Origin of the sequence: Winogradskyella epiphytica (assembly GCF_003217215.1) — a bacterium.
Classification (GTDB): domain Bacteria; phylum Bacteroidota; class Bacteroidia; order Flavobacteriales; family Flavobacteriaceae; genus Winogradskyella; species Winogradskyella epiphytica.
In genome coordinates this window covers 395,559-416,172 of the sequence record NZ_QJTD01000002.1, presented here as the reverse complement: position 1 = coordinate 416,172, position 20,614 = coordinate 395,559, and the positions used below count along the sequence as shown (strand labels likewise).

The window sequence follows — 20,614 nt, the reverse complement described above, 5'->3', positions numbered from 1 at the left end:
AATTAATTATTAGCGATTCTAATGATATCGGCAAACAAGCCAGAGGCAGTAACGTCTGCACCAGCACCAGCACCTTTTATAATTAAAGGCTGTTCGGAATAACGTTGTGTGTAAAACATAACTATATTATCTTTTCCTTCTAAATTATAAAAAGGATGCCCTTCTGGGATTTCTTTTAGTCCAACCTTGGCTTTACCATTATCTAACTCAGCTACGAACTTTAATTGGCAATGAGATTTTTGAGCGGATTTTAATAAATGTTGGTAATGGCCTTCATCTTCAATTAATGTTTTAAAAAAATCTTCTACCGACTCCGAACTGTTAGCCTTAGGTGTTAAAAATGATGCACTTTCAATATCTGATAATTCCAAAGCATTGCCACTTTCTCGAGCTAATATCAAAATTTTACGAGCCACATCAATTCCGCTTAAATCAATCCGAGGGTCTGGTTCTGTATAACCTTCTTGTTGAGCTTGTTTTACAACGTCATGAAAAGTGGTATCCGCGTTAAAATTATTAAAAATAAAATTCAGACTCCCAGATAAAACAGCCTGTATCGTGTTTATTTTGTCTCCGGAAGTGATTAAATGATTTAAGGTGTCTATTATGGGTAAGCCGGCGCCAACATTGGTTTCAAATAAGAATGATGCATTATATTTTCGAGATAATGTTTTCAATTCATTATAATAATTGATATCACCAGAACAAGCAATTTTATTACAAGCTATAACAGACATACTTTCTTTAAGGTAGTTAGCGTAACTGTTTGCGACGGCTTCGTTAGCTGTGATGTCTATAAAAACTGAATTTCTTAAGTTTAGGTTTTTAGCATGCTCGAAAAATTCTTCTAAACTTGCTTTCTCACCATCTTTCAGTTCGTCTTTCCAATGCTTCAAATTGATGCCATCATCATTAACAACCATGGTCCTTGAATTGGATAAGCCAATAACTCGTAAGTTGATTTTAAAATTTTCTTTTACGTAGGCTTTTTGTTGTTTTATTTGCTCTAATAAACGTTCTCCAACATTACCTACACCAGTAATAAATAAATTCATTTGTTTGGTTTTAGTTTCAAAAAACTGCTCGTGCAAACAGTTTAATGCTTTTTTGACATCGTTTTTATTAATTACAGCTGAGATATTTCGCTCGGATGCTCCTTGAGCGATTGCTCTTATATTTACATTGTTTTTTCCTAAGGTACTAAACATTTTACCGCTAATGCCTTGGTGATTTTTCATCTTATCTCCAACAACGGCGATGATAGATAAGTTAGTTTCAATAATAATTGGATCAATTTTTTGAAGTTGAATTTCATATTCAAATACTAAATCTATAGCTTCTTTTGCTCTAGCCGCATCTTCTTCTAAAATACCGAAACAAATGGAATACTCTGAAGACGATTGTGTAATTAAAATACTGTTGATTTTTTCTTGAGCAAGTATTTCAAATAAACGTTTACTAAAACCAGGGACACCAACCATTCCATTACCCTGTAAGGTCAATAGAGCAATTTTATCGATATTACTAATGCCTTTAACAGGTGAACCTCCATTGGGAACAACGATTTCGGTTATAGTTGTTCCGATAGCTTTTGGTGCTTGTGTGTTTTTAATTACAATCGGAATATTCTTCTTAAGCACTGGCAGAACAGTAGGTGGATACAATACTTTAGCACCAAAATGCGATAGCTCTATAGCTTCTTGATATGAAAGCTGAACTATTGGTGCTGCCTGTTTAACCAATTTCGGGTTCGTGGTGTACATGCCGCTTACATCTGTCCATATTTGTAATTCTTTTGCTTCTAAATTGGCGGCAATTATAGCTGCCGTATAGTCCGAACCTCCACGACCTAAAGTTGTAAATTCGCCTCTTAAGGATTTTCCTATAAAACCGGGAAGTAGTACTATAGCACTTGAACTAGAGTCAAAGTAGGTTTTAATATTCTTATCTGTAATTCCAAAATTGACGATTGCATTATTGAAGGTAGAATCAGTTACAATTAAATCTTGTGAATTTTTAAAACTTACATCAATCTGTCTTGATTTGAGGGTGTGATAGATAATCGTTGAAGATAGTCCCTCACCAAAACTTAATAATTTATCCTTTGTTTTAGGTGATAATTCATTGATAAGATAGATGCCATCTAAAAGACGACTTAGTTCACTGAGTTTTTCTGAAACTATTTGGTGGAGTTGTGTATAATGCGTTTGAATAGTTAAATTCTTTTCAGAATTTAAAAATAACTCATCAATGATTGTCTTATGAATCAAACATATAACCTCATAAGCAGGTTTATAGTCTAAATTCTTATCGCAGGCTAAATTTGCTGCTTCTAATAATTTATCGGTTATGCCTCCAACAGCAGAAACTACAACGACAATATTATCACTTTTAGATTTTTCATCTAAAATGTTAATTACTTTATTTATGTTATCAGCTGAACCGATAGAGGTTCCACCAAACTTAAGTACTCTCATATTCAAAATGTTTTAAAAAGATTATACGCTACATCATGGATGTTTCATATAAATGGAAATGAAAAAAGTAAAAGTGTCTGAATAGACTAAATAGGACGGATTATAGTTTATAAATTACCCCAAGGGGTAATCATAGTAGAAATAAAAATAATAGACATAACTGCATAGTTAGAACTATGAGATGTGTTGAATGATATGTCTTTAATTTTCTTCATTACCTTTCAAATGTATTATTTTTACAACGAAAAAAAAAACTTAAAGCAGCTTTTTATAGAATTAATTATATAGAGGCTATTTTATTGTTTAATTCTAACTTATTAGACATTATATTGGGATGTTCAATATTCTAAGTTGTTGAAGTTGAGTATAAAGAGTGAAATTTAAACCTGTTTACATGTGTCTGAATTATATTTAACCGTAATTATGGTCCACGTGTATATCATAAAATGAACAAGAAAAAACACATGAAATTATTATCTAAAGAACAAATTTACGAAGGAGATAAATTAACCACTGAACGTCAAAATATCTCATCAACTGATTTAATGGAGCGTGCAGGGACTCAAATTTTCAATTGGATTCATTTACGAATGCAAGGAGCTCAAGTGCCAATTCATGTGTTTTGCGGAATTGGAAATAACGGTGGAGACGGTTTGGTGTTGGCAAGACATTTAATCACTCATGGTTATAATGTAATTACCTACATAGTTAACTGCAGTGACAAGCGAACAAAGGATTTCTTAATCAATTACGATCGTATTAAGAATGTTTCTAAGGATTGGCCAAAAATGTTGAGTTGTAATAATGACTTTGAAGACATAGTAATCGGTGAAGAAGATATCATTGTTGACGCGGTTTTTGGTATAGGAATTAATCGTCCACCGCATGAATGGGTGCAAAAATTATTTCAGAAATTTAGAGAATCGAAAGCCTTTACCTTAGCAATTGATCTTCCTTCAGGATTATACCCAGATAGACCCGTAGAAGATGAGGATGCCGTTGTACATGCTAGTTATACCTTAAGTTTTCAATCTCCGAAATTGGTTTTCTTTTTACCAGACACCGCTAAGTATACGGCTCATTGGGAAGCATTAGATATTGGTATCGATAGAGACTATTTAATCCAAACAGAAACTGAAGCAGAGTTGATTGCTAAGCTTGAAGTAATACCACTTTATAAGCCAAGAGAAAAATTCTCTCACAAAGGTATGTTTGGTCATGTTTTAATTATTGGTGGTTCATATGGTAAAATAGGAGCTGTAAATTTAGCGAGTAGAGCAGCATTGAGCTCTGGCGCTGGTTTAGTAACCGCTTACACTCCTAAATGTGGGTACCACAGTTTACAAACAGCCATTCCGGAAGTAATGGTTATTACGGATGATGAAGAAAAGTTTATTTCAAATATCAATTTTGATATAAAACCAAGCGTTGTTGGAATTGGAGTAGGACTCGGAACTTCAGAAAAAACAATGCAGGCGTTCCAAACGTTTTTGAAATCAAATAAACTACCATTGGTCATTGATGCTGACGGTCTAAACTTACTAGCTGAAAATAAAAGTTTACTCAAGCTACTCCCGGCTCAGACAATACTAACACCACATCCTAAGGAGCTAGAACGTTTGGTGGGTAAGTGGTCTGATGATTTCGAAAAATTAAAGAAAGTAAAAGCCTTTTCCAAAAAATATAATGTAATAGTGCTGATAAAGGGCGCACATTCTATAACCGTATATCACGATAAACTTTATGTAAATACAACCGGAAATCCAGGAATGGCAACTGCTGGAAGTGGAGATGTCTTAACAGGTGTAATTTCAGGATTAATAGCTCAAGGTTATGAGCCCTTAGCGGCCACAATTTTTGGTGTTTATCTTCATGGAAAATCTGCGGATATTTCTTTAGAAGATTACGGCTATCAAAGCTTAATTGCAAGTCATATTATAGAAACAATTGGTGAAGCTTATATCGATTTGTTTAAACAACCAGAACAGCCACAGCAAGAAGAAGAACAGAAAAAGTAAGTTCTTTAAACAGAAAAAGCCTGTCTTAAACTAATAAGACAGGCTTTTTTTATTGTTGAGTATTTTTAAATACCTAATTCTGTGAATAATTTTACCAATTCAGGGCTTGATGGTCTTGGAGCATCTGCACTCACAATATTTCCATCAGGATCTACCAAAATAAATCTTGGGATACCATTGATCTTATAGTTTCTAATGAATTCTGAATTAAAGCCGTTATCAGCCATAAGTTGAATTCCACCTAAATCTTTATCGGCAATCATTTTCTTCCATCCTTCGTAAGCTGCCGCTTTATCTCCTCTATAACCTCTTCCTTCGTCGACAGAGATACTTACAATTTCAATATTTTTTCCTTTATATTTTTTTTCAATTTCTTTAAGGAAAGGAATTTCTCTAATACATGGTCCACACCAAGTGGCCCAAATATCAAAATAAACATATTTTCCTTTGAAATCTGAAAGTGACATAGTTCCACCTGCATAATTTTCATAATTTTCAAAAGTAGGAGATGCAGATCCTTTTGGGAATGCGGACAGTGTAGCAAATTTTCTTGACATAAAGTTTGTCAATTGCTGTACCGTAGTATTAATGTTTTTATCCATCATAGCAACATGAGAAGAATCAACATTTTTATATTTATTTTTTAATTCATTATAAGCTGATTTGTAATCTTCTATAGCTTTGTCGAATTCTTCTTTTGATCCAGAGCTAACTAATTCGTCTGTAAAAAAGTCTTTAGAAATTAAAGCAGATTTTAATGATAAGTTGTTGATATCAGAACCTTCTCCCTTAAAAACCATAGATTCTGGAAAATTCTTATAATCCGTTTCGAATGTTATATCATCACCATTTTTTAGGAAAATTCGTCCATGTTGTTGTCCGTGTTGAAAGTTGTAATTTCCTTCCTCAATCTTTAAGGTGTCTTTAAACGTACCATCGTCATTAAGTTGAATAATTTTGGTATAAGTCTTTGCATTGAAAATTGTAATTGTTTTACTGTCATCAAAATTTTCAATTTTTCCAGAAAGTGTAGCGTAATCTTTAGGTTCTCCTTTGCATGCTACTATAGTTGCAGCAATACAGAGTGTTAATATTCGTTTCATAAATAATTTTTTGTTCAACCTCAAAAATAAACATTAAAAAGCAAATTCAAAGACAGAATGAATTATTAACAAAATCTTGTGGAATCCAAAATTATTATCAATTTTTGAACAATTAAAATTAGACCTCATGGAGAATTACCATTTAATATCATCTGAAGAGTTAGACATCGTAACTATTTATAAGATTTTTTATGAAAATAAGAAGCTTAAACTATCTGATGAGTCAATAAATAACATACAGAAATGTAAAACTTATTTAGACGCTAAATTAGCTAATAATGAAAAACCTATTTATGGTATTAATACGGGATTTGGTTCATTATATAATGTTAAGATTTCCAATACTGATTTATCTCAACTTCAAGAAAACTTAGTTATGTCTCATGCTTGTGGAACTGGTGATAGAATGCCAGTATCTGTGGTTAAAGTGATGTTGCTTTTAAAGATTCAGTCGCTAAGCTATGGTCATAGTGGTGTTCAGTTACAAACTGTAAATCGGTTAATTGAATTTTTTAATAATGATATATTTCCTTTTGTATACACACAAGGTTCTTTAGGAGCTTCAGGAGATTTAGCGCCATTAGCACATTTAGCTCTTCCATTGTTAGGTAAAGGGAAAGTGGTTCATAATAATAAGGAGTACGATGCAGCTGAAATTTTAAAAGAGTTTAACTGGAAACCAATTAAACTTGAAGCAAAAGAAGGTTTAGCTTTATTAAATGGTACGCAATTTATGAGTGCTTACGGCGTATCTCTTTTACTAAAATCTCATAAGATATCCTATATGGCAGATCTTGTAGCGAGTATATCTTTAGATGCATTTAATGGAAGAATAGACCCATTTCACGATTTAGTTCATGCGGTTAGACCTCACCCAGGGCAACGTAAAGTAGCGAGGCGCTTTAATGAGTTTTTAGATGGGAGTGAAATTATAACCCAAGAGAAAGAGCATGTTCAAGATCCATATTCTTTCCGATGTATTCCGCAAGTTCATGGCGCTACGAAAGACACATTAGATTTTGTAGAGAGCGTGATTTTAACTGAAATAAATTCGGTAACTGATAATCCGAATATATTCCATGAAGAAGACTTAATTATATCGGGAGGGAATTTCCACGGTCAACCACTAGCATTAGCATTGGATTACTTAAAAATTGCTATGGCTGAAGTTGGTAATATTTCAGAAAGAAGAATATTTCAATTAGTTTCTGGTTTAAGAGGATTACCAGCATTTTTGGTGGATAATCCAGGACTAAATTCAGGCTTTATGATTCCGCAGTATACAGCGGCGAGTATCGTAAGTGCCAATAAACAAATGGCGACTCCAGCGAGTATAGATAGTATAGTTTCAAGTAATGGTCAGGAAGATCATGTTAGTATGGGAGCTAATGCCGCTACACAAGCTTATACATTGGTTACAAATGTGGAACGCGTGATTGCGATTGAACTTATGAATGCTTCACAAGCACTAGAATTTAGAAGACCATTAAAAACATCTCCATTATTAGAAGCGTTTTTAGAACAATATAAAGATGAAGTACCTTTTATGAAAGTAGATGAGGTGTTACATGACTCTATTGAAGCTTCAATCCAGTTTTTAAAGGATTTTGATATACAGATTGAGGAATTGTTTCTAAATCATTATGATTTAAAATAAGAAAAGGTGGATAAGTTAATTAGTGAGACTACTCTTTGTCTCCATTAATCAACTTATCTGCCCATTCAATAGCATCATCCAATTCAGAGAAAATCTCAAAAGGTTTACTGAAAAACATTTTCTCTAATTGAGCGTTTGTCTTTGCTAAGTATCGATTAGATACAACAGCAACGCCTTTTAAAGTTTCTACTCGAGCTGTCTGATAATAAACTTTAGGATCTACAGAATATGAATTTACTCTGATGGATATGTATACAAAAGGTGTGTCTTTGAAATAAGTTTCACTAAGCTCTAAGAGCTCTTTATTTTGCTCGTAAGTTACATCCACACCTTCATTTACAACAACTATAGCATAGAAGTCGTAAATTCTAAGTTCACAAAAGTCTAGGGTTAGGGCCTCTTTCATGATTAAGTGTTTTAAAAATAATTGTATAAAAAACAGGAAGCTCTTTTGTAGTAAAAAAGCTTCCTGTTTTATTAAATTTATTTATGACTCTGTTGTTTCGCTTGAAGATTTAATCTCAATGCTTAATGCATCTTTTTCCTTATCAAAATCCATAGTGATAGTATCACCTTCATGGAGTTTAGAGTTGATGATTTCTTCAGCAAGAGCATCTTCTACATATTTCTGAATAGCTCTGTTTAAAGGTCTAGCGCCATATTGCTTATCAAAACCTTTTTCTGCAATATAAGATTTGGCTTCGTCTGAAAGAATAAGCTCGTAACCTAAATCTTTAATTCTATCGATAAGCTTTATCAATTCGATATCGATAATCTTATTGATATCTTCTTTTTCTAAAGCGTTAAATACAATGACGTCATCAATTCTGTTTAAGAACTCAGGAGCAAAAGCTTTTTTTAGTGCATTTTCAATAATTCCTTTTGCGTAATCTGACTCTTGCGCTGCTCTTGCAGAAGTCCCGAATCCAACACCAGTACCAAAATCCTTTAATTTTCTAGCACCAATATTTGAGGTCATTATTATGATTGTATTTCTAAAATCAATTTTTCTCCCTAAACTATCAGTTAAATAGCCATCATCTAACACTTGAAGTAGCATATTGAAAACATCAGGGTGTGCTTTTTCAATTTCATCTAATAGAACGACAGCATATGGTTTACGTCTAATTTTTTCGGTAAGCTGACCACCTTCTTCGTATCCAACGTATCCTGGAGGTGCTCCGATTAAACGAGAAATAGCAAACTTCTCCATATATTCACTCATATCTATTCGAACAAGAGCGTCATCACTATCAAATAACTCACGAGCTAAAACTTTAGCTAATTGAGTTTTACCAACACCAGTTTGTCCTAAAAAAATAAATGAACCAATCGGCTTATTAGGGTCTTTAAGTCCGGCTCTGTTTCTCTGAATAGCTTTAACAACCTTGGCAACGGCTTGATTTTGACCTACAACTTTACCTTTAATTAAATCAGGTAATTGTGCCAATTTATTAATTTCGGTCTGAGCAATTTTATTAACAGGAATGCCTGTCATCATAGAAACTACATCTGCAACATTATCTTCAGTTACAACTTCTCTATGTTGTTTAGTTTCTTCTTCCCATTTTGTCTGAGCTGTAGCTAATTCTTTTTCTAAACGTTTTTCATCGTCTCGAAGTTTTGCAGCTTCCTCATATTTCTGTTTCTTAACCACACTATTTTTTGTTTCCTTAACCTCTTCGAGTTTTTTCTCTAACTCTAGAATCTGTTTCGGAACATCAATATTTGTGATATGTACACGAGAACCAGCTTCATCTAAAGCATCGATAGCTTTGTCTGGAAGGAAACGCTCAGTCATATAACGATTGGTTAGCTTTACACAAGCCTCAATCGCTTCATCTGTATAATCTACATTATGATGCTCTTCGTATTTTCCCTTAATATTATTAAGAATTTCAATTGTTTCCTCAACTGTGGTTGGCTCGACAATTACTTTTTGGAAACGACGCTCTAAGGCACCATCTTTTTCAATATACTGTCTGTATTCATCTAAAGTAGTGGCGCCAATACATTGTATTTCGCCTCTTGCTAAAGCTGGTTTAAACATATTAGAAGCGTCTAAACTTCCGGTTGCGCCACCTGCACCAACAATGGTATGAATTTCATCTATAAAAAGAATAATATCGTCATTCTTTTCAAGTTCATTCATAACGGCTTTCATTCGCTCTTCAAACTGTCCTCTATATTTGGTTCCCGCAACTAAACTTGCTAAATCTAAAGTTACCACACGCTTGTTAAATAAGGTGCGAGATACTTTACGTTTAATAATTCGTAGTGCAAGTCCTTCGGCAATAGCAGATTTACCAACTCCTGGTTCTCCTATTAATAAAGGGTTGTTTTTCTTTCTTCGACTTAATATTTGAGATACACGTTGTATTTCTTTTTCTCTACCTACAACAGGGTCTAATTTGCCTTCTTCGGCAAGTACTGTTAGGTCTCTTCCAAAATTGTCTAAAACCGGTGTTTTTGACTTTTTGTTCGTTTTTCCAGATGGTCCACCAAATGGATTCTGCTTAGCTTCTTCCTCTTCATTCATATCATCATCAGAAAACGACTCTGCTTTTGGAGTGTCTAAATAATCATCTTCGCTAGTTATCATAGATTTAAATTCTTCTTTTACGTTATCATAATCCACTTTAAGCTTATTTAATAGCTTAGTTGTTGGATCATTTTCATTTCTTAAGATGCACAATAATAAATGTGCTGTATTGATTGAGGTGCTTTGAAACAACTTAGCTTCTAAAAACGTTGTTTTTAGTGCACGCTCTGCTTGTCTTGTTAGGTGCAAGTTCTTCTTTTCGTTAGAAGATGTTATAATATTCGGGTTTGCTGGACTTAATATCTCAACTTTACGTCTTAAGTGATTAAGATCTACATCTAATGCACTTAAAATATCTATAGCTTTACCGTTACCATCTCTTAAAAGACCCAACATTAAATGTTCGGTTCCAATAAAATCATGACCTAAACGTAAGGCTTCTTCTTTGCTGTAAGCAATAACATCTTTAACTCTTGGTGAAAAATTATCATCCATATCTAAATTCCTTTCTGCTTTAAAAATAGTAAAAACATATTGAGTATAGGTCAAAAACTGTACCTAAACATTATGATTTTTAAAATGTGTCTTAAATAAACGAAATAAGACCGCACATTCATTAGTAGCTAAATAGCTGTATAACTTACGGTTTGCTTTCATTTAGTCATGAAAATAGCACTTTTTATTTTGGTGATTATCGGCGCAATTCAATCTTTTAATAAGACTTATGTTAATTATTTAATTGTTTTCAATAAAATGAAAGAAACGAATAGACTAAAAAAGCATTTCAATTCAAAGAAAATAAGCATATACTTATTAACGAAAAGCCTATCCGTTATTGTTAATAAAAATTACCAAAAATCACAGGTTTTTAGCTTAAAACAGTAGTATTTTGGTTATATTAGCACGTTATGAAAATTTTCAAAAAAACTAATTAATTTTATATATGGCAGAAGGAGAAAAACTCATTCCAATTAACATTGAAGATGAAATGAAATCGGCCTACATTGATTATTCAATGTCGGTCATTGTGTCACGTGCTTTACCAGATGTAAGAGATGGTTTAAAGCCTGTTCATAGACGTGTTCTTTATGGAATGCATGAGTTAGGTATTAGGGCAAATTCAGCACACAAGAAATCAGCTAGAATTGTCGGTGAAGTATTAGGTAAGTATCATCCACATGGTGATACGTCGGTATACGACGCTATGGTACGTATGGCTCAAGAATGGAGTTTACGTTATATGTTGGTTGATGGTCAAGGTAACTTTGGTTCTGTGGATGGAGATAGTCCGGCAGCAATGCGTTATACAGAAGCAAGAATGCGCAAGATATCTGAAGATATGTTGGCAGATATTGAAAAAGAAACCGTAGATCATAAATTAAATTTCGATGATACGTTAGAAGAGCCAACTGTATTGCCAACTCGTATACCTGGATTATTAGTAAACGGAGCATCTGGTATTGCTGTAGGTATGGCAACTAATATGCCACCACACAACTTGACAGAAGTTGTAGATGGTACAATTGCTTATATCGATAATAACGACATTGAGATCGATGAGTTAATGCAGCATATTAAAGCACCAGATTTTCCAACAGGAGGAACCATTTATGGTTACGATGGTGTAAAGGAAGCGTTTCATACGGGACGTGGACGTATTGTAATGCGTGCTAAAGCAAATATTGAAGAAGTACAAGGTAGAGAATGTATTATTGTTACTGAGATTCCATATTTAGTTAACAAAGCAGACATGATTAAAAAGACTGCTGATTTAGTTAACGAAAAGAAAATGGATGGTATCGCTTCTATTCGTGATGAATCGGATAGAAATGGAATGCGAATAGTATACGTATTAAAACGTGATGCTATTCCAAACATTGTACTTAATAAGTTATTTAAATATACAGGACTACAAACTTCTTTTAGTGTAAATAATATTGCACTTGTAAATGGACGTCCAGAATTGTTAAACCTAAAGGATTTAATTCACTATTTCGTAGAACATAGACATGAAGTTGTCGTTAGACGTACAACTTATGAATTGCGTAAAGCTGAAGAGCGAGCGCATATCTTAGAAGGTTTAATTATTGCTTCAGATAATATTGATGAAGTGATTAAAATAATTCGTGCATCTTCTAATGCTGAAGAAGCAAGAAATAGTTTGATTGAGCGCTTTAAACTTTCAGAAATTCAAGCGAAAGCAATTGTTGAGATGCGTCTGCGTCAGTTAACAGGTCTTGAGCAAGATAAATTACGTTCTGAATACGAAGATATCATGAAGACAATAATTGACTTGAAAGATATCTTAGCAAGAAAAGAGCGTCGTATGGATATCATTAAAGAAGAACTTCAAGTTGTTAAAGAGAAGTATGGAGATGAGCGTCGTTCTATTATTGAATATGCTGGTGGAGATTTAAGTATCGAAGATATGATTCCGGATGAGCAAGTAGTAATTACTATTTCTCATGCAGGTTATATTAAACGAACTTCGTTAAACGAGTATAAAACTCAGAATAGAGGAGGTGTTGGACAGAAAGCGTCAACAACTCGTAATGAAGATTTCTTAGAGCATTTATTTGTTGGTACTAATCACCAATATATGCTATTCTTTACGCAAAAAGGAAAATGTTTCTGGATGCGAGTTTACGAAATCCCTGAAGGATCTAAAACATCTAAAGGTAGAGCTATTCAAAACCTTATTAACATCGAACAAGATGATAAGGTAATGGCATTTATCTGTACTCAAGATTTAAAAGATGAAGAGTACATTAATAGTCATTATGTTATTATGGCTACTAAAAAAGGTCAGGTTAAGAAAACTGCTTTAGAGCAATACTCTAGACCAAGATCTAATGGTATTAATGCCATCACAATTAGAGAAGGTGACGAATTATTAGAAGCAAAATTAACAACAGGTGAAAGTCAAGTGATGTTGGCACTGAGATCTGGTAAAGCAATTCGTTTCGAAGAAGCTAAAACTAGACCGATGGGTAGAAATGCTTCTGGTGTTAGAGGCATTACTTTAGCTAATCCAAACGACGAAGTAGTTGGCATGGTTACTGTTGAAAATCCACAAGAAGAAACTGTATTAGTTGTTTCAGAAAATGGTTACGGTAAACGTACCTATATTGACGATCCAGAAGATGGTGAAGCTGTTTATAGAATAACTAACAGGGGTGGAAAAGGTGTCAAAACCATCTCTATATCAGAAAAAACAGGAAATTTAGTATCTATTAAATCTGTTACGGATACAGATGATTTAATGATCATAAACAAATCAGGAGTCGCTATACGTATGGCTGTTGCAGACTTACGAGTTATGGGAAGAGCTACTCAAGGTGTAAAGTTAATTAACCTTAAAGGGAATGACTCTATTGCGGCTGTCGCTAAAGTAATGAAAGATGAAGAAGAAGTTGAAGAATCAGAAACTGACGATAATTCAACAACTGCGGATGGTGGCACGACTATTGATAATACAGACAATGAAAACTAAAAATTAACAAAAAAACTATTTATTACGAGATGAAAAAAATGATAACACTCGTGTTAGTCTTAGCTGTTTCGTCTATGTCTATCGCGCAAAAACGAGAGATAAGAGAAGTTGAGAAAGCACTTAAAAATTCAAATTATGCAGATGCTAAATCGGCAGTTTCTGCTGCTGAAGCTCTAATGGGAAATATGGATGAGAAGCAAAAAGCTCAATTCTATTTCGTAAAAGCACAAGCACTTTATGCAGACGGCAAAGGTACAGACGCTAATATAGATGAAGCAATCTTAACTTTAGATAAATTGAGAGAGCTTGAATCTAAAATGGGTAAATTAAAGTATACCAAGGAGGCGAATGATATGACTACTAATATGAGTAATACGTTTCTTACAAGAGCTAATGAAGCTTTAACTGCTAAGAATTATAAATTAGCAGCCAAAGGTTTCGATAAAGTATATAAATTATCTCCTAAGGATACATTATATCTTTACTATGCAGCGTCATCTGCAGTAACTGCGCAAGATTATGATACCGCTTTAGATTATTACCTGAAGTTGAAAAATATGGGTTACACAGGAGCAGAAATGAACTATTATGCTACTGATAAGGAAAGTGGTCAGGAGGAATCATTTGCTGATAAGGCTGGTAGAGATTTTTCTGTTAAAACGCTTAAAACGCATATTAAACCGAGAGATGAAAGAAGTGAGCCAAAAACAGCAGAGATTGTTAAAAACATCGCTTTAATCTACGTATCTCAAGGAGAAAATGAAAAAGCTTTAGGGGCGATGGCAGATGCTAGAGCAGAAAACCCAGACGATTTAGGTTTATTATTATCTGAAGCTAATGTTTACTTGCAAATGGGAAATAGAGAAAAGTTTAAAGTTTTAATGGAGGAAGCTACAGAAAAAGACCCTAACAATCCGGAGTTGTTTTATAACTTAGGGGTTTTAGCTGCGGAAGCAGGTAACTCTGAGGAATCAGTAAAATATTATGAGAAAGCTATTTCGCTAGATCCTACTTATGTTGATGCTTATAACAACTTAGCTGTTGTTATCCTAGAAGGTGAGGCTGGTATTGTAGAAGAGATGAATAGTTTAGGAACTAGTGCTGCTGATAACAGAAAATATGATCAGCTTAAGGAAAAGCGAATAGATTTGTTCAAGTCAGCTATTCCTTATTTAGAGAAGTCTTTAGAATTAAAGAAGACTAATGTAAATGCAGCGAGAACACTAATGAACATTTATAGTGCATTAGGTGAGATGGATAAATTTAAAGCAATGAAAGCTAAAGTTGAGGAAATGGAAGCTTCAGCAAAAGGTAACTAATATTGCAGATTATATTCAAAATTAAAAAAAAGCGACTAATTTAATTAGTCGCTTTTTTTATATAATCTTTTTAATAACTCTTAATTTATGGGTGTGCATTTTGGTATCAATATTATAAATACCACTATGATCAAGCCGATCGATTCTCACTTTACCATGGGCATGTATAATGTAGTTATCTTTCATAATTATGCCAACATGCGTAATAGTACCTTCATCATTATCAAAAAATGCTAAATCACCTGGTTCACTTTCTTCAATAAAGCTTAAGGCTTCTCCTTGAGTAGCCTGCTGAGAAGCATCTCGTAATAATTTATAACCATTGAGTTTATAAACCATCTGTGTAAAGCCAGAACAATCGATTCCAAAAGGTGTTTTTCCTCCCCATAAGTATGGAGAATTCAAATATAAGAATGATGTCTTTACAAGATTCTCTTTAACGCATTTTGAAGTTAAAACAGTTCCATCAAATTGATGATTAAGTAGGTTTAAACCATTTAAATCCGAACCTGCTGGAATAGGATATAAATTATTTGAAGTATCTGAAACAAAATCAACTAAATCTTGAGATAGTTTAATATCAGCAGAAGCTAGCTCCGTATATTCTGATTCTTCAATTTCTATAAACTGTTTGTTATCTATCCAGCCTTCATAATTATCGAATGCAAAACGAATACGACTCCATTTTTTTCGCTGTTCAAGTACCTTAAAAATATCACCATAAATAGATTGCGTTACCATTTCGCTAGTATCGCTAGGTTCTAATCGAATAGGTACAATTCCAAGATTGCAAATGCCGTATTGCATAAGATTTGGTTAAGCGCGTTCTAATACCATTGCAGAAGCACCACCACCACCATTACATATAGCGGCTGCACCTAATTTAGCATTATTTTGATTTAAAACATTGATTAATGTCACTAGAATTCTTGCGCCAGAACATCCTAATGGATGACCTAAAGAAACAGCTCCACCGTTAACGTTTACGTTGCTATCGTTTAAACCTAATAGTTTCATATTTGCTAAACCTACAACTGAAAATGCTTCGTTAAATTCAAAGAAATCAACATCGCTTAATTCAACATTTGCCTTTGCTAATGCTTTTGGTAAGGCTTTAGCAGGAGCAGTAGTAAACCACTCTGGCTCATGCGCCGCATCAGCGTACCCTTTTATAGTTGCAATTGGTGTTAAACCTAATTCATTTGCTTTTTCTCTGCTCATTAATACTAAGGCAGCAGCACCATCATTAATGGTTGATGCGTTAGCCGCTGTAACCGTACCGTCTTTTGTAAATGCAGGACGCAAAGCAGGAATTTTATCCATTCTTACATTGGTGTATTCTTCATCTGTTTCTACAACAACAGGTTCTCCACGACGTTGAGGAACTTCTACGGGTATAACTTCTTCTTTAAATTTACCTGCTTCCCATGCTGCTTTTGAACGCTCATAAGATTGAATAGCAAAAGCATCTTGATCTTCACGTGAAAATTTATATTCTGCAGCACATGCATCAGCACAAACACCCATTGCATTTTTATCGTAAGCATCAACTAAACCGTCTTTTTGCATGCCATCTTCTAGAGTAGCAGGTCCAAATTTAGTAGCAGATCTTGCGTGGTAGTAATGTGGAATTAAACTCATGTTTTCCATTCCACCAGCAACAATAATTTCTGCATCACCTAATTGAATCGATTGAGCAGCTTGCATTACAGCCTTCATACCAGAAGCACAAACTTTATTAACCGTAGTACAAGGAACAGTGTTTGGTAATCCAGCATATATTGCAGCTTGTCGTGCAGGTGCTTGCCCTGTTCCGGCTTGTACAACATTACCCATTATTACTTCGTCTACCATTTCAGGTTTCAGATTAATTTTGTCTAAAGCTCCTTTGATAGCAGCAGCTCCTAATCTCGGTGCTGGTACTGTAGATAAACTTCCTAAAAAACTTCCTATTGGTGTTCTCACCGCTGAAACGATAACGACGTCCTTATTCATTGTATTTCTGTTTGATGTTAATAGATGCGAAATTAAACATTTTTTGAGAGATTTGAGAATGAATTAATGATATTAGCAGTCTAAAATTCTAATATTTATTACATTTGATTGTATATGAATGTATTCCTAAATAAATGGTATAAGAATCACGCTCTTGTCTACAAGATTTTGTTGTTCGTGGTGACCACATTGTTTATTGTTTATTTATTTCCTAAAACCGGTAAATTCAGATATTCTTTCGAAAAGGGAAAACCTTGGCAATCTGAAAATTTATATGCTCCTTTTAATTTCGCTATTAAAAAATCTCAAGAAGAAATAAAAAAAGAACAAGTTGAAATTGAGAATAATAGCCTTGTGTATTTTGATGTAACTACCGGAATTAAAGAAGCTGTGCTAACCGATTATTCAGCGCGGTTTAACCAAGTATTCAATGACTCTACTCATTTTAATATTGAAAACTCGGTCTTATTTAAAAAGGGAGAAGCTCTAATCAATAATCTATATAATGCTGGTGTATTAAATTTAGATTACAATTATGCCGACGATAGACCAGTAATTCTTGCAAATTCTAATAAGGTTCAGAAAAAAATACAATATGGCCATTTATTTGAGTTAACAAAATTGCGAGAACATGTAGAGAATAATTTAGGTAATGCCATATCTGTGGATGCGAAAAAACGAATGGTATCTATCTTTTTTGATGTGATTCAGCCTAATATAAAACTCAATAAGACTTTAACAGAAAAGGCATTAGAAGAAGAATTGTCAAGAGTTTCGTTAACTCGAGGTCGTGTAGAGAAAGATCAACTTATCATATCAAAAGGTCAAGTTATTGAAGAAAATCAGTATGATATATTAAGCTCATTAAAATCTGAATATGAATCTCAAATTTGGAATACCTCTAACTACAATTGGGTACTCGTAGCTTATACCTTATTAGTGGCATTAACACTTCTTATGCTGCTCTTATTCTTGAGTAAATATAGACATGAAGTATATTTAAACAATACTAAAGTTACTTTCATATTTTTCAATATTGCCTTAATGGTTTTATTAACCACATTGGTTATAAATTTTAACTCGCAATACATTTATGTAGTACCATTATGTATTATGCCTTTAGTCTTAAAAGCGTTTTTCGATGCAAGGTTGGGCTTATTTACACATGTTTTAACGGTGCTGCTCTTAGGTTTTATTGTACCTAATAGCTATGAGTATATGTTCCTTCAGATTATTGCAGGAATGGTGACCATCTTAACAGTTTCAGAACTATATAAGAGAGCTAATCTTTTTATATCAGTCGGACAGATTACCTTTATTTACATCATTGCCTACTTTGCATTTTTTGTTATTCATGAAGGGCAATTAACTGGATTGAAACTTGAAACTTTTGGTTTATTTATATTGTGTGGTTTGGCTACACTTTTCGTTCAGCCTTTAATTTATATCTATGAAAAGATATTTGGGTTAGTATCGGACGTGTCGTTATTAGAGCTTTCAGACACCAATTCTAAGTTGTTAAAAGAATTGGCTAATAGAGCGCCCGGAACATTTCACCATTCGTTAAACGTCGCTAATTTGGCGGAAGCCTCCGCTAATGAAATAGGAGCAAATGCTATGTTAATACGTGTTGGAGCATTATATCATGATATAGGTAAAATGAAAAACCCAACCTATTTTACGGAAAATCAAAGCACTGGAATTAATCCTCATGATGAACTATCGTATAAGGAATCTGCGAAAATTATTATAGAGCATACTTTAGATGGTATTGAAATTGCTAAAAAATATAATTTACCAGACAGGGTTATTGATTTTATAAGAACGCATCACGGAACGAGTTTGGTATATTATTTTTATATGAAAGAGAAGGCTAGGGAAGAAGAGGTCGATGTAAAAGATTTCTCCTATCCTGGACCTAAACCTTTTAGTAAGGAAACTGCAATTCTTATGATGTGCGATAGTGTTGAAGCGGCGTCGAAAAGCCTGAAAGAACCAACAAGCACGAAGATTAACGAATTTGTTGAAAATATTATTGACAAGCAAGTCGAAAGTGGTCAGTTTTTAAATGCAGATATCACATTTAAAGAAATTCAATCTATAAAGAAAGTTCTTAAACGCAAGCTGGCTAATATTTATCACCTTCGAATAGAGTATCCTGAATAGTCGTTCCATTTTAATTATGCATCACGGATTATGCAATCTGCATAAATTCTTTTGATTAACGCGCTTGCGAATCTTGATAGCATAAATTAGAATTCAGTATTCCGAATCTAAAACTTTATAAAACAAAAAAGCCTTAACATTTCTGTTAGGCTTTTTGTGATGGCACTAGGATTCGAACCTAGGACCGCCTGCTTAGAAGGCAGGTGCTCTATCCAGCTGAGCTATGCCACCATTAGAGATTACTCTCTTAAGTCGGGGTGGCAGGATTCGAACCTGCGACCTCCGCGTCCCAAACGCGGCGCGATAACCGGGCTACGCTACACCCCGAAAAATCGGTTATCATTAAAAATTGCGGAGAGACAGGGACTCGAACCCTGGCGACAGTTACCCGTCGACAGATTAGCAATCTGCTCCATTACCACTCTGGCACCTCTCCAATAAATTAAAGAACAATCTCTAAATTGCGGTTGCAAATGTAACCCAACATATTAAAGAACGCAACAATTTTGATGAGTTTTTTATAAAAAAAGCACGATTTTTTTATATTGATTATTTAATCCCATATTTATCAAGCTTATACAGAATCAAATTTTTATTTTCCTACATGAAAAAAATAGAGTTTTAATATCCGACTGCCAGATTTATCAAAAAAAACACTATTAAATTTTCGAACAAATGATAATTATTTTGGAGTCATTGAAATCCGTTGTAAAGAACAAGTAGATTTCTCCACCATCTTTTACCTTTAATTTTTTTCTGATGTCATTTACAGAAAGGGGAAAGTTTCTTGTGGTGATATTTGCTTTCGATATGTTTTCCTTCAGGAAGGCTTTTTTGTTGAAAGGAATCTGCTTTTCAATTTTAAATCGTCGACCGGGAAAGTCTAAAAGATAATCTGATGTGTATAAGTGCGAATGTTTGTGAAGCTTGTCAATATGCAATATGTCACTTACCATATTGAAGCCACCAGATTTTAATATGGCTGAATTTGGTTCATACAAATAGGAGAGTGGCTCTTTTAATGTAGCAATAACTTTGCTTTCATGGTTAAAATTAAATTCGAAATGCTGAGACTTGTTACTTTGAAGATTAACTGTTTTAATAATAGTGTCGTCAATATAACCACGTTCCAAAATCCACAGTAGCTCTTTAACTTCATTATTCACGGCAACTATATGTATCTCTTTGACTTGAGGTAAAACGGATAGTGTGGCTGTTATATCAAGTAAAGGTGATGTCTTAATCATCACGTTTTTAGAGTATTTTAATAATAAATCGTGATGTGTTTCAATATTTGGTTCGCAGTCGGCTAAAAGAAAGACTTTTTGTTTAGAATTGTCTCTTCGTGACGGATCAATATAAATCCAATCTAGAGGTTCGTTTATATCTTGTAAAGCGTCAATTCCGTTTTCATTAAGGCAGGAGATATTTGAAACATTTAAAGCTTTAAAATTATGACTAACTATTTCTGATAGTTCCGAATTAATTTCACAATGGGTAACATGTTTAACGCGTTTAGAAAAGTAAAAGGCGTCAACACCGAATCCTCCAGTTAGGTCAATGATGTGGTTTCCTGAAATTAATTTCGACTTAAAGTCTGCGGTTATTTCGGAAGACGTTTGTTCTATGTTCAGCTTATTTGGGTAGTAAATATTTTCCGAATTAAACCATGTAGGCAACTTTTTCTGACATCGCTTTTTGGCTTCAATTTGCTCTATGATTAATTTTGAATCTACAGTATCAAAAGGTACACCTTTTAGCAATAATGAGGCTGGATCTGATTTTAAATTATTATTTATAAAATCTTGAATTTCAGTATGTAGTAATGATTTGTTCAAACTAAA

Annotated in this window: 12 protein-coding genes and 3 tRNA genes; 5 read left to right on the top strand and 10 right to left on the bottom strand. The window is 33.8% G+C overall.

All coding sequences use genetic code 11. From position 1 onward, the window contains the following. Nucleotides 1–2 precede the first annotated feature (2 nt). Nucleotides 3–2,477 carry a bifunctional aspartate kinase/homoserine dehydrogenase I gene (thrA, locus tag DFQ11_RS07095; protein WP_110475166.1) on the bottom strand — a complete coding sequence of 825 codons (2,475 nt, stop codon included), beginning with the start codon at nucleotides 2,475–2,477 and terminating at the stop codon, nucleotides 3–5. Nucleotides 2,478–2,941: 464 nt separating this feature from the next. Between thrA and DFQ11_RS07090 the strand changes: the two genes are divergently transcribed. After that, the gene (locus DFQ11_RS07090; RefSeq protein ID WP_110475532.1) at nucleotides 2,942–4,495 is read left to right on the top strand and encodes an NAD(P)H-hydrate dehydratase; all 1,554 of its coding nucleotides are present in this window, start codon (nucleotides 2,942–2,944) and stop codon (nucleotides 4,493–4,495) included. 65 nt (nucleotides 4,496–4,560) lie between these two features. On the opposite strand, the gene DFQ11_RS07085 is transcribed toward DFQ11_RS07090, so the two are convergent. Continuing rightward, the gene (locus DFQ11_RS07085; protein WP_110475165.1) at nucleotides 4,561–5,598 is read right to left on the bottom strand and encodes a TlpA family protein disulfide reductase; all 1,038 of its coding nucleotides are present in this window, start codon (nucleotides 5,596–5,598) and stop codon (nucleotides 4,561–4,563) included. Between the two features lie 127 nt (nucleotides 5,599–5,725). On the opposite strand from DFQ11_RS07085, the gene hutH reads away from it, so the two are divergent. Further along, a complete protein-coding gene (gene hutH, locus DFQ11_RS07080) occupies nucleotides 5,726–7,255 on the top strand; it encodes a histidine ammonia-lyase (RefSeq protein WP_110475164.1) in 1,530 nt (509 codons plus the stop codon). A gap of 28 nt (nucleotides 7,256–7,283) precedes the next feature. Here hutH and DFQ11_RS07075 read toward each other — a convergent pair whose 3' ends face one another. Together DFQ11_RS07075 and DFQ11_RS07070 are read right to left on the bottom strand one after the other, a co-directional pair. Continuing rightward, a complete protein-coding gene (locus DFQ11_RS07075) occupies nucleotides 7,284–7,661 on the bottom strand; it encodes a hypothetical protein (protein WP_110475163.1) in 378 nt (125 codons plus the stop codon). 81 nt (nucleotides 7,662–7,742) lie between these two features. Beyond that, nucleotides 7,743–10,292: an ATP-dependent Clp protease ATP-binding subunit gene (locus tag DFQ11_RS07070; protein ID WP_110475531.1), complete on the bottom strand. Its 2,550-nt coding sequence runs from the start codon at nucleotides 10,290–10,292 to the stop codon at nucleotides 7,743–7,745. Nucleotides 10,293–10,740: 448 nt separating this feature from the next. Between DFQ11_RS07070 and gyrA the strand changes: the two genes are divergently transcribed. Both gyrA and DFQ11_RS07055 read left to right on the top strand, forming a co-directional pair. Then, complete coding sequence (gene gyrA, locus DFQ11_RS07060) at nucleotides 10,741–13,290, top strand: DNA gyrase subunit A (RefSeq protein ID WP_110475161.1); 2,550 nt, start codon at nucleotides 10,741–10,743, stop codon at nucleotides 13,288–13,290. A gap of 38 nt (nucleotides 13,291–13,328) precedes the next feature. Then, the gene (locus DFQ11_RS07055; RefSeq protein ID WP_229791258.1) at nucleotides 13,329–14,609 is read left to right on the top strand and encodes a tetratricopeptide repeat protein; all 1,281 of its coding nucleotides are present in this window, start codon (nucleotides 13,329–13,331) and stop codon (nucleotides 14,607–14,609) included. Between the two features lie 57 nt (nucleotides 14,610–14,666). On the opposite strand, the gene DFQ11_RS07050 is transcribed toward DFQ11_RS07055, so the two are convergent. Next, the gene (locus DFQ11_RS07050) at nucleotides 14,667–15,416 is read right to left on the bottom strand and encodes a C40 family peptidase (protein WP_110475159.1); all 750 of its coding nucleotides are present in this window, start codon (nucleotides 15,414–15,416) and stop codon (nucleotides 14,667–14,669) included. 9 nt (nucleotides 15,417–15,425) lie between these two features. Then, entirely contained in the window at nucleotides 15,426–16,604 is a 1,179-nt protein-coding gene (locus DFQ11_RS07045) for an acetyl-CoA C-acyltransferase (protein ID WP_110475158.1), read from the bottom strand. Between the two features lie 114 nt (nucleotides 16,605–16,718). On the opposite strand from DFQ11_RS07045, the gene DFQ11_RS07040 reads away from it, so the two are divergent. After that, nucleotides 16,719–18,770 (top strand): HD family phosphohydrolase, encoded by a 2,052-nt coding sequence (locus tag DFQ11_RS07040; RefSeq protein ID WP_110475157.1) that lies wholly within the window; start codon nucleotides 16,719–16,721, stop codon nucleotides 18,768–18,770. A gap of 157 nt (nucleotides 18,771–18,927) precedes the next feature. Here the strand turns inward: DFQ11_RS07040 and DFQ11_RS07035 are convergent. The 4 genes from DFQ11_RS07035 to DFQ11_RS07020 all read right to left on the bottom strand — a co-directional run bounded on the left by DFQ11_RS07035 (nucleotide 18,928) and on the right by DFQ11_RS07020 (nucleotide 20,608). Next, a tRNA-Arg gene (locus DFQ11_RS07035) sits at nucleotides 18,928–19,001 on the bottom strand. Nucleotides 19,002–19,022: 21 nt separating this feature from the next. Beyond that, nucleotides 19,023–19,097, bottom strand: a tRNA-Pro gene (locus tag DFQ11_RS07030). Between the two features lie 25 nt (nucleotides 19,098–19,122). Then, nucleotides 19,123–19,206, bottom strand: a tRNA-Ser gene (locus DFQ11_RS07025). Nucleotides 19,207–19,429: 223 nt separating this feature from the next. After that, the gene (locus DFQ11_RS07020) at nucleotides 19,430–20,608 is read right to left on the bottom strand and encodes a THUMP-like domain-containing protein (protein ID WP_110475156.1); all 1,179 of its coding nucleotides are present in this window, start codon (nucleotides 20,606–20,608) and stop codon (nucleotides 19,430–19,432) included. Nucleotides 20,609–20,614: the final 6 nt, after the last annotated feature.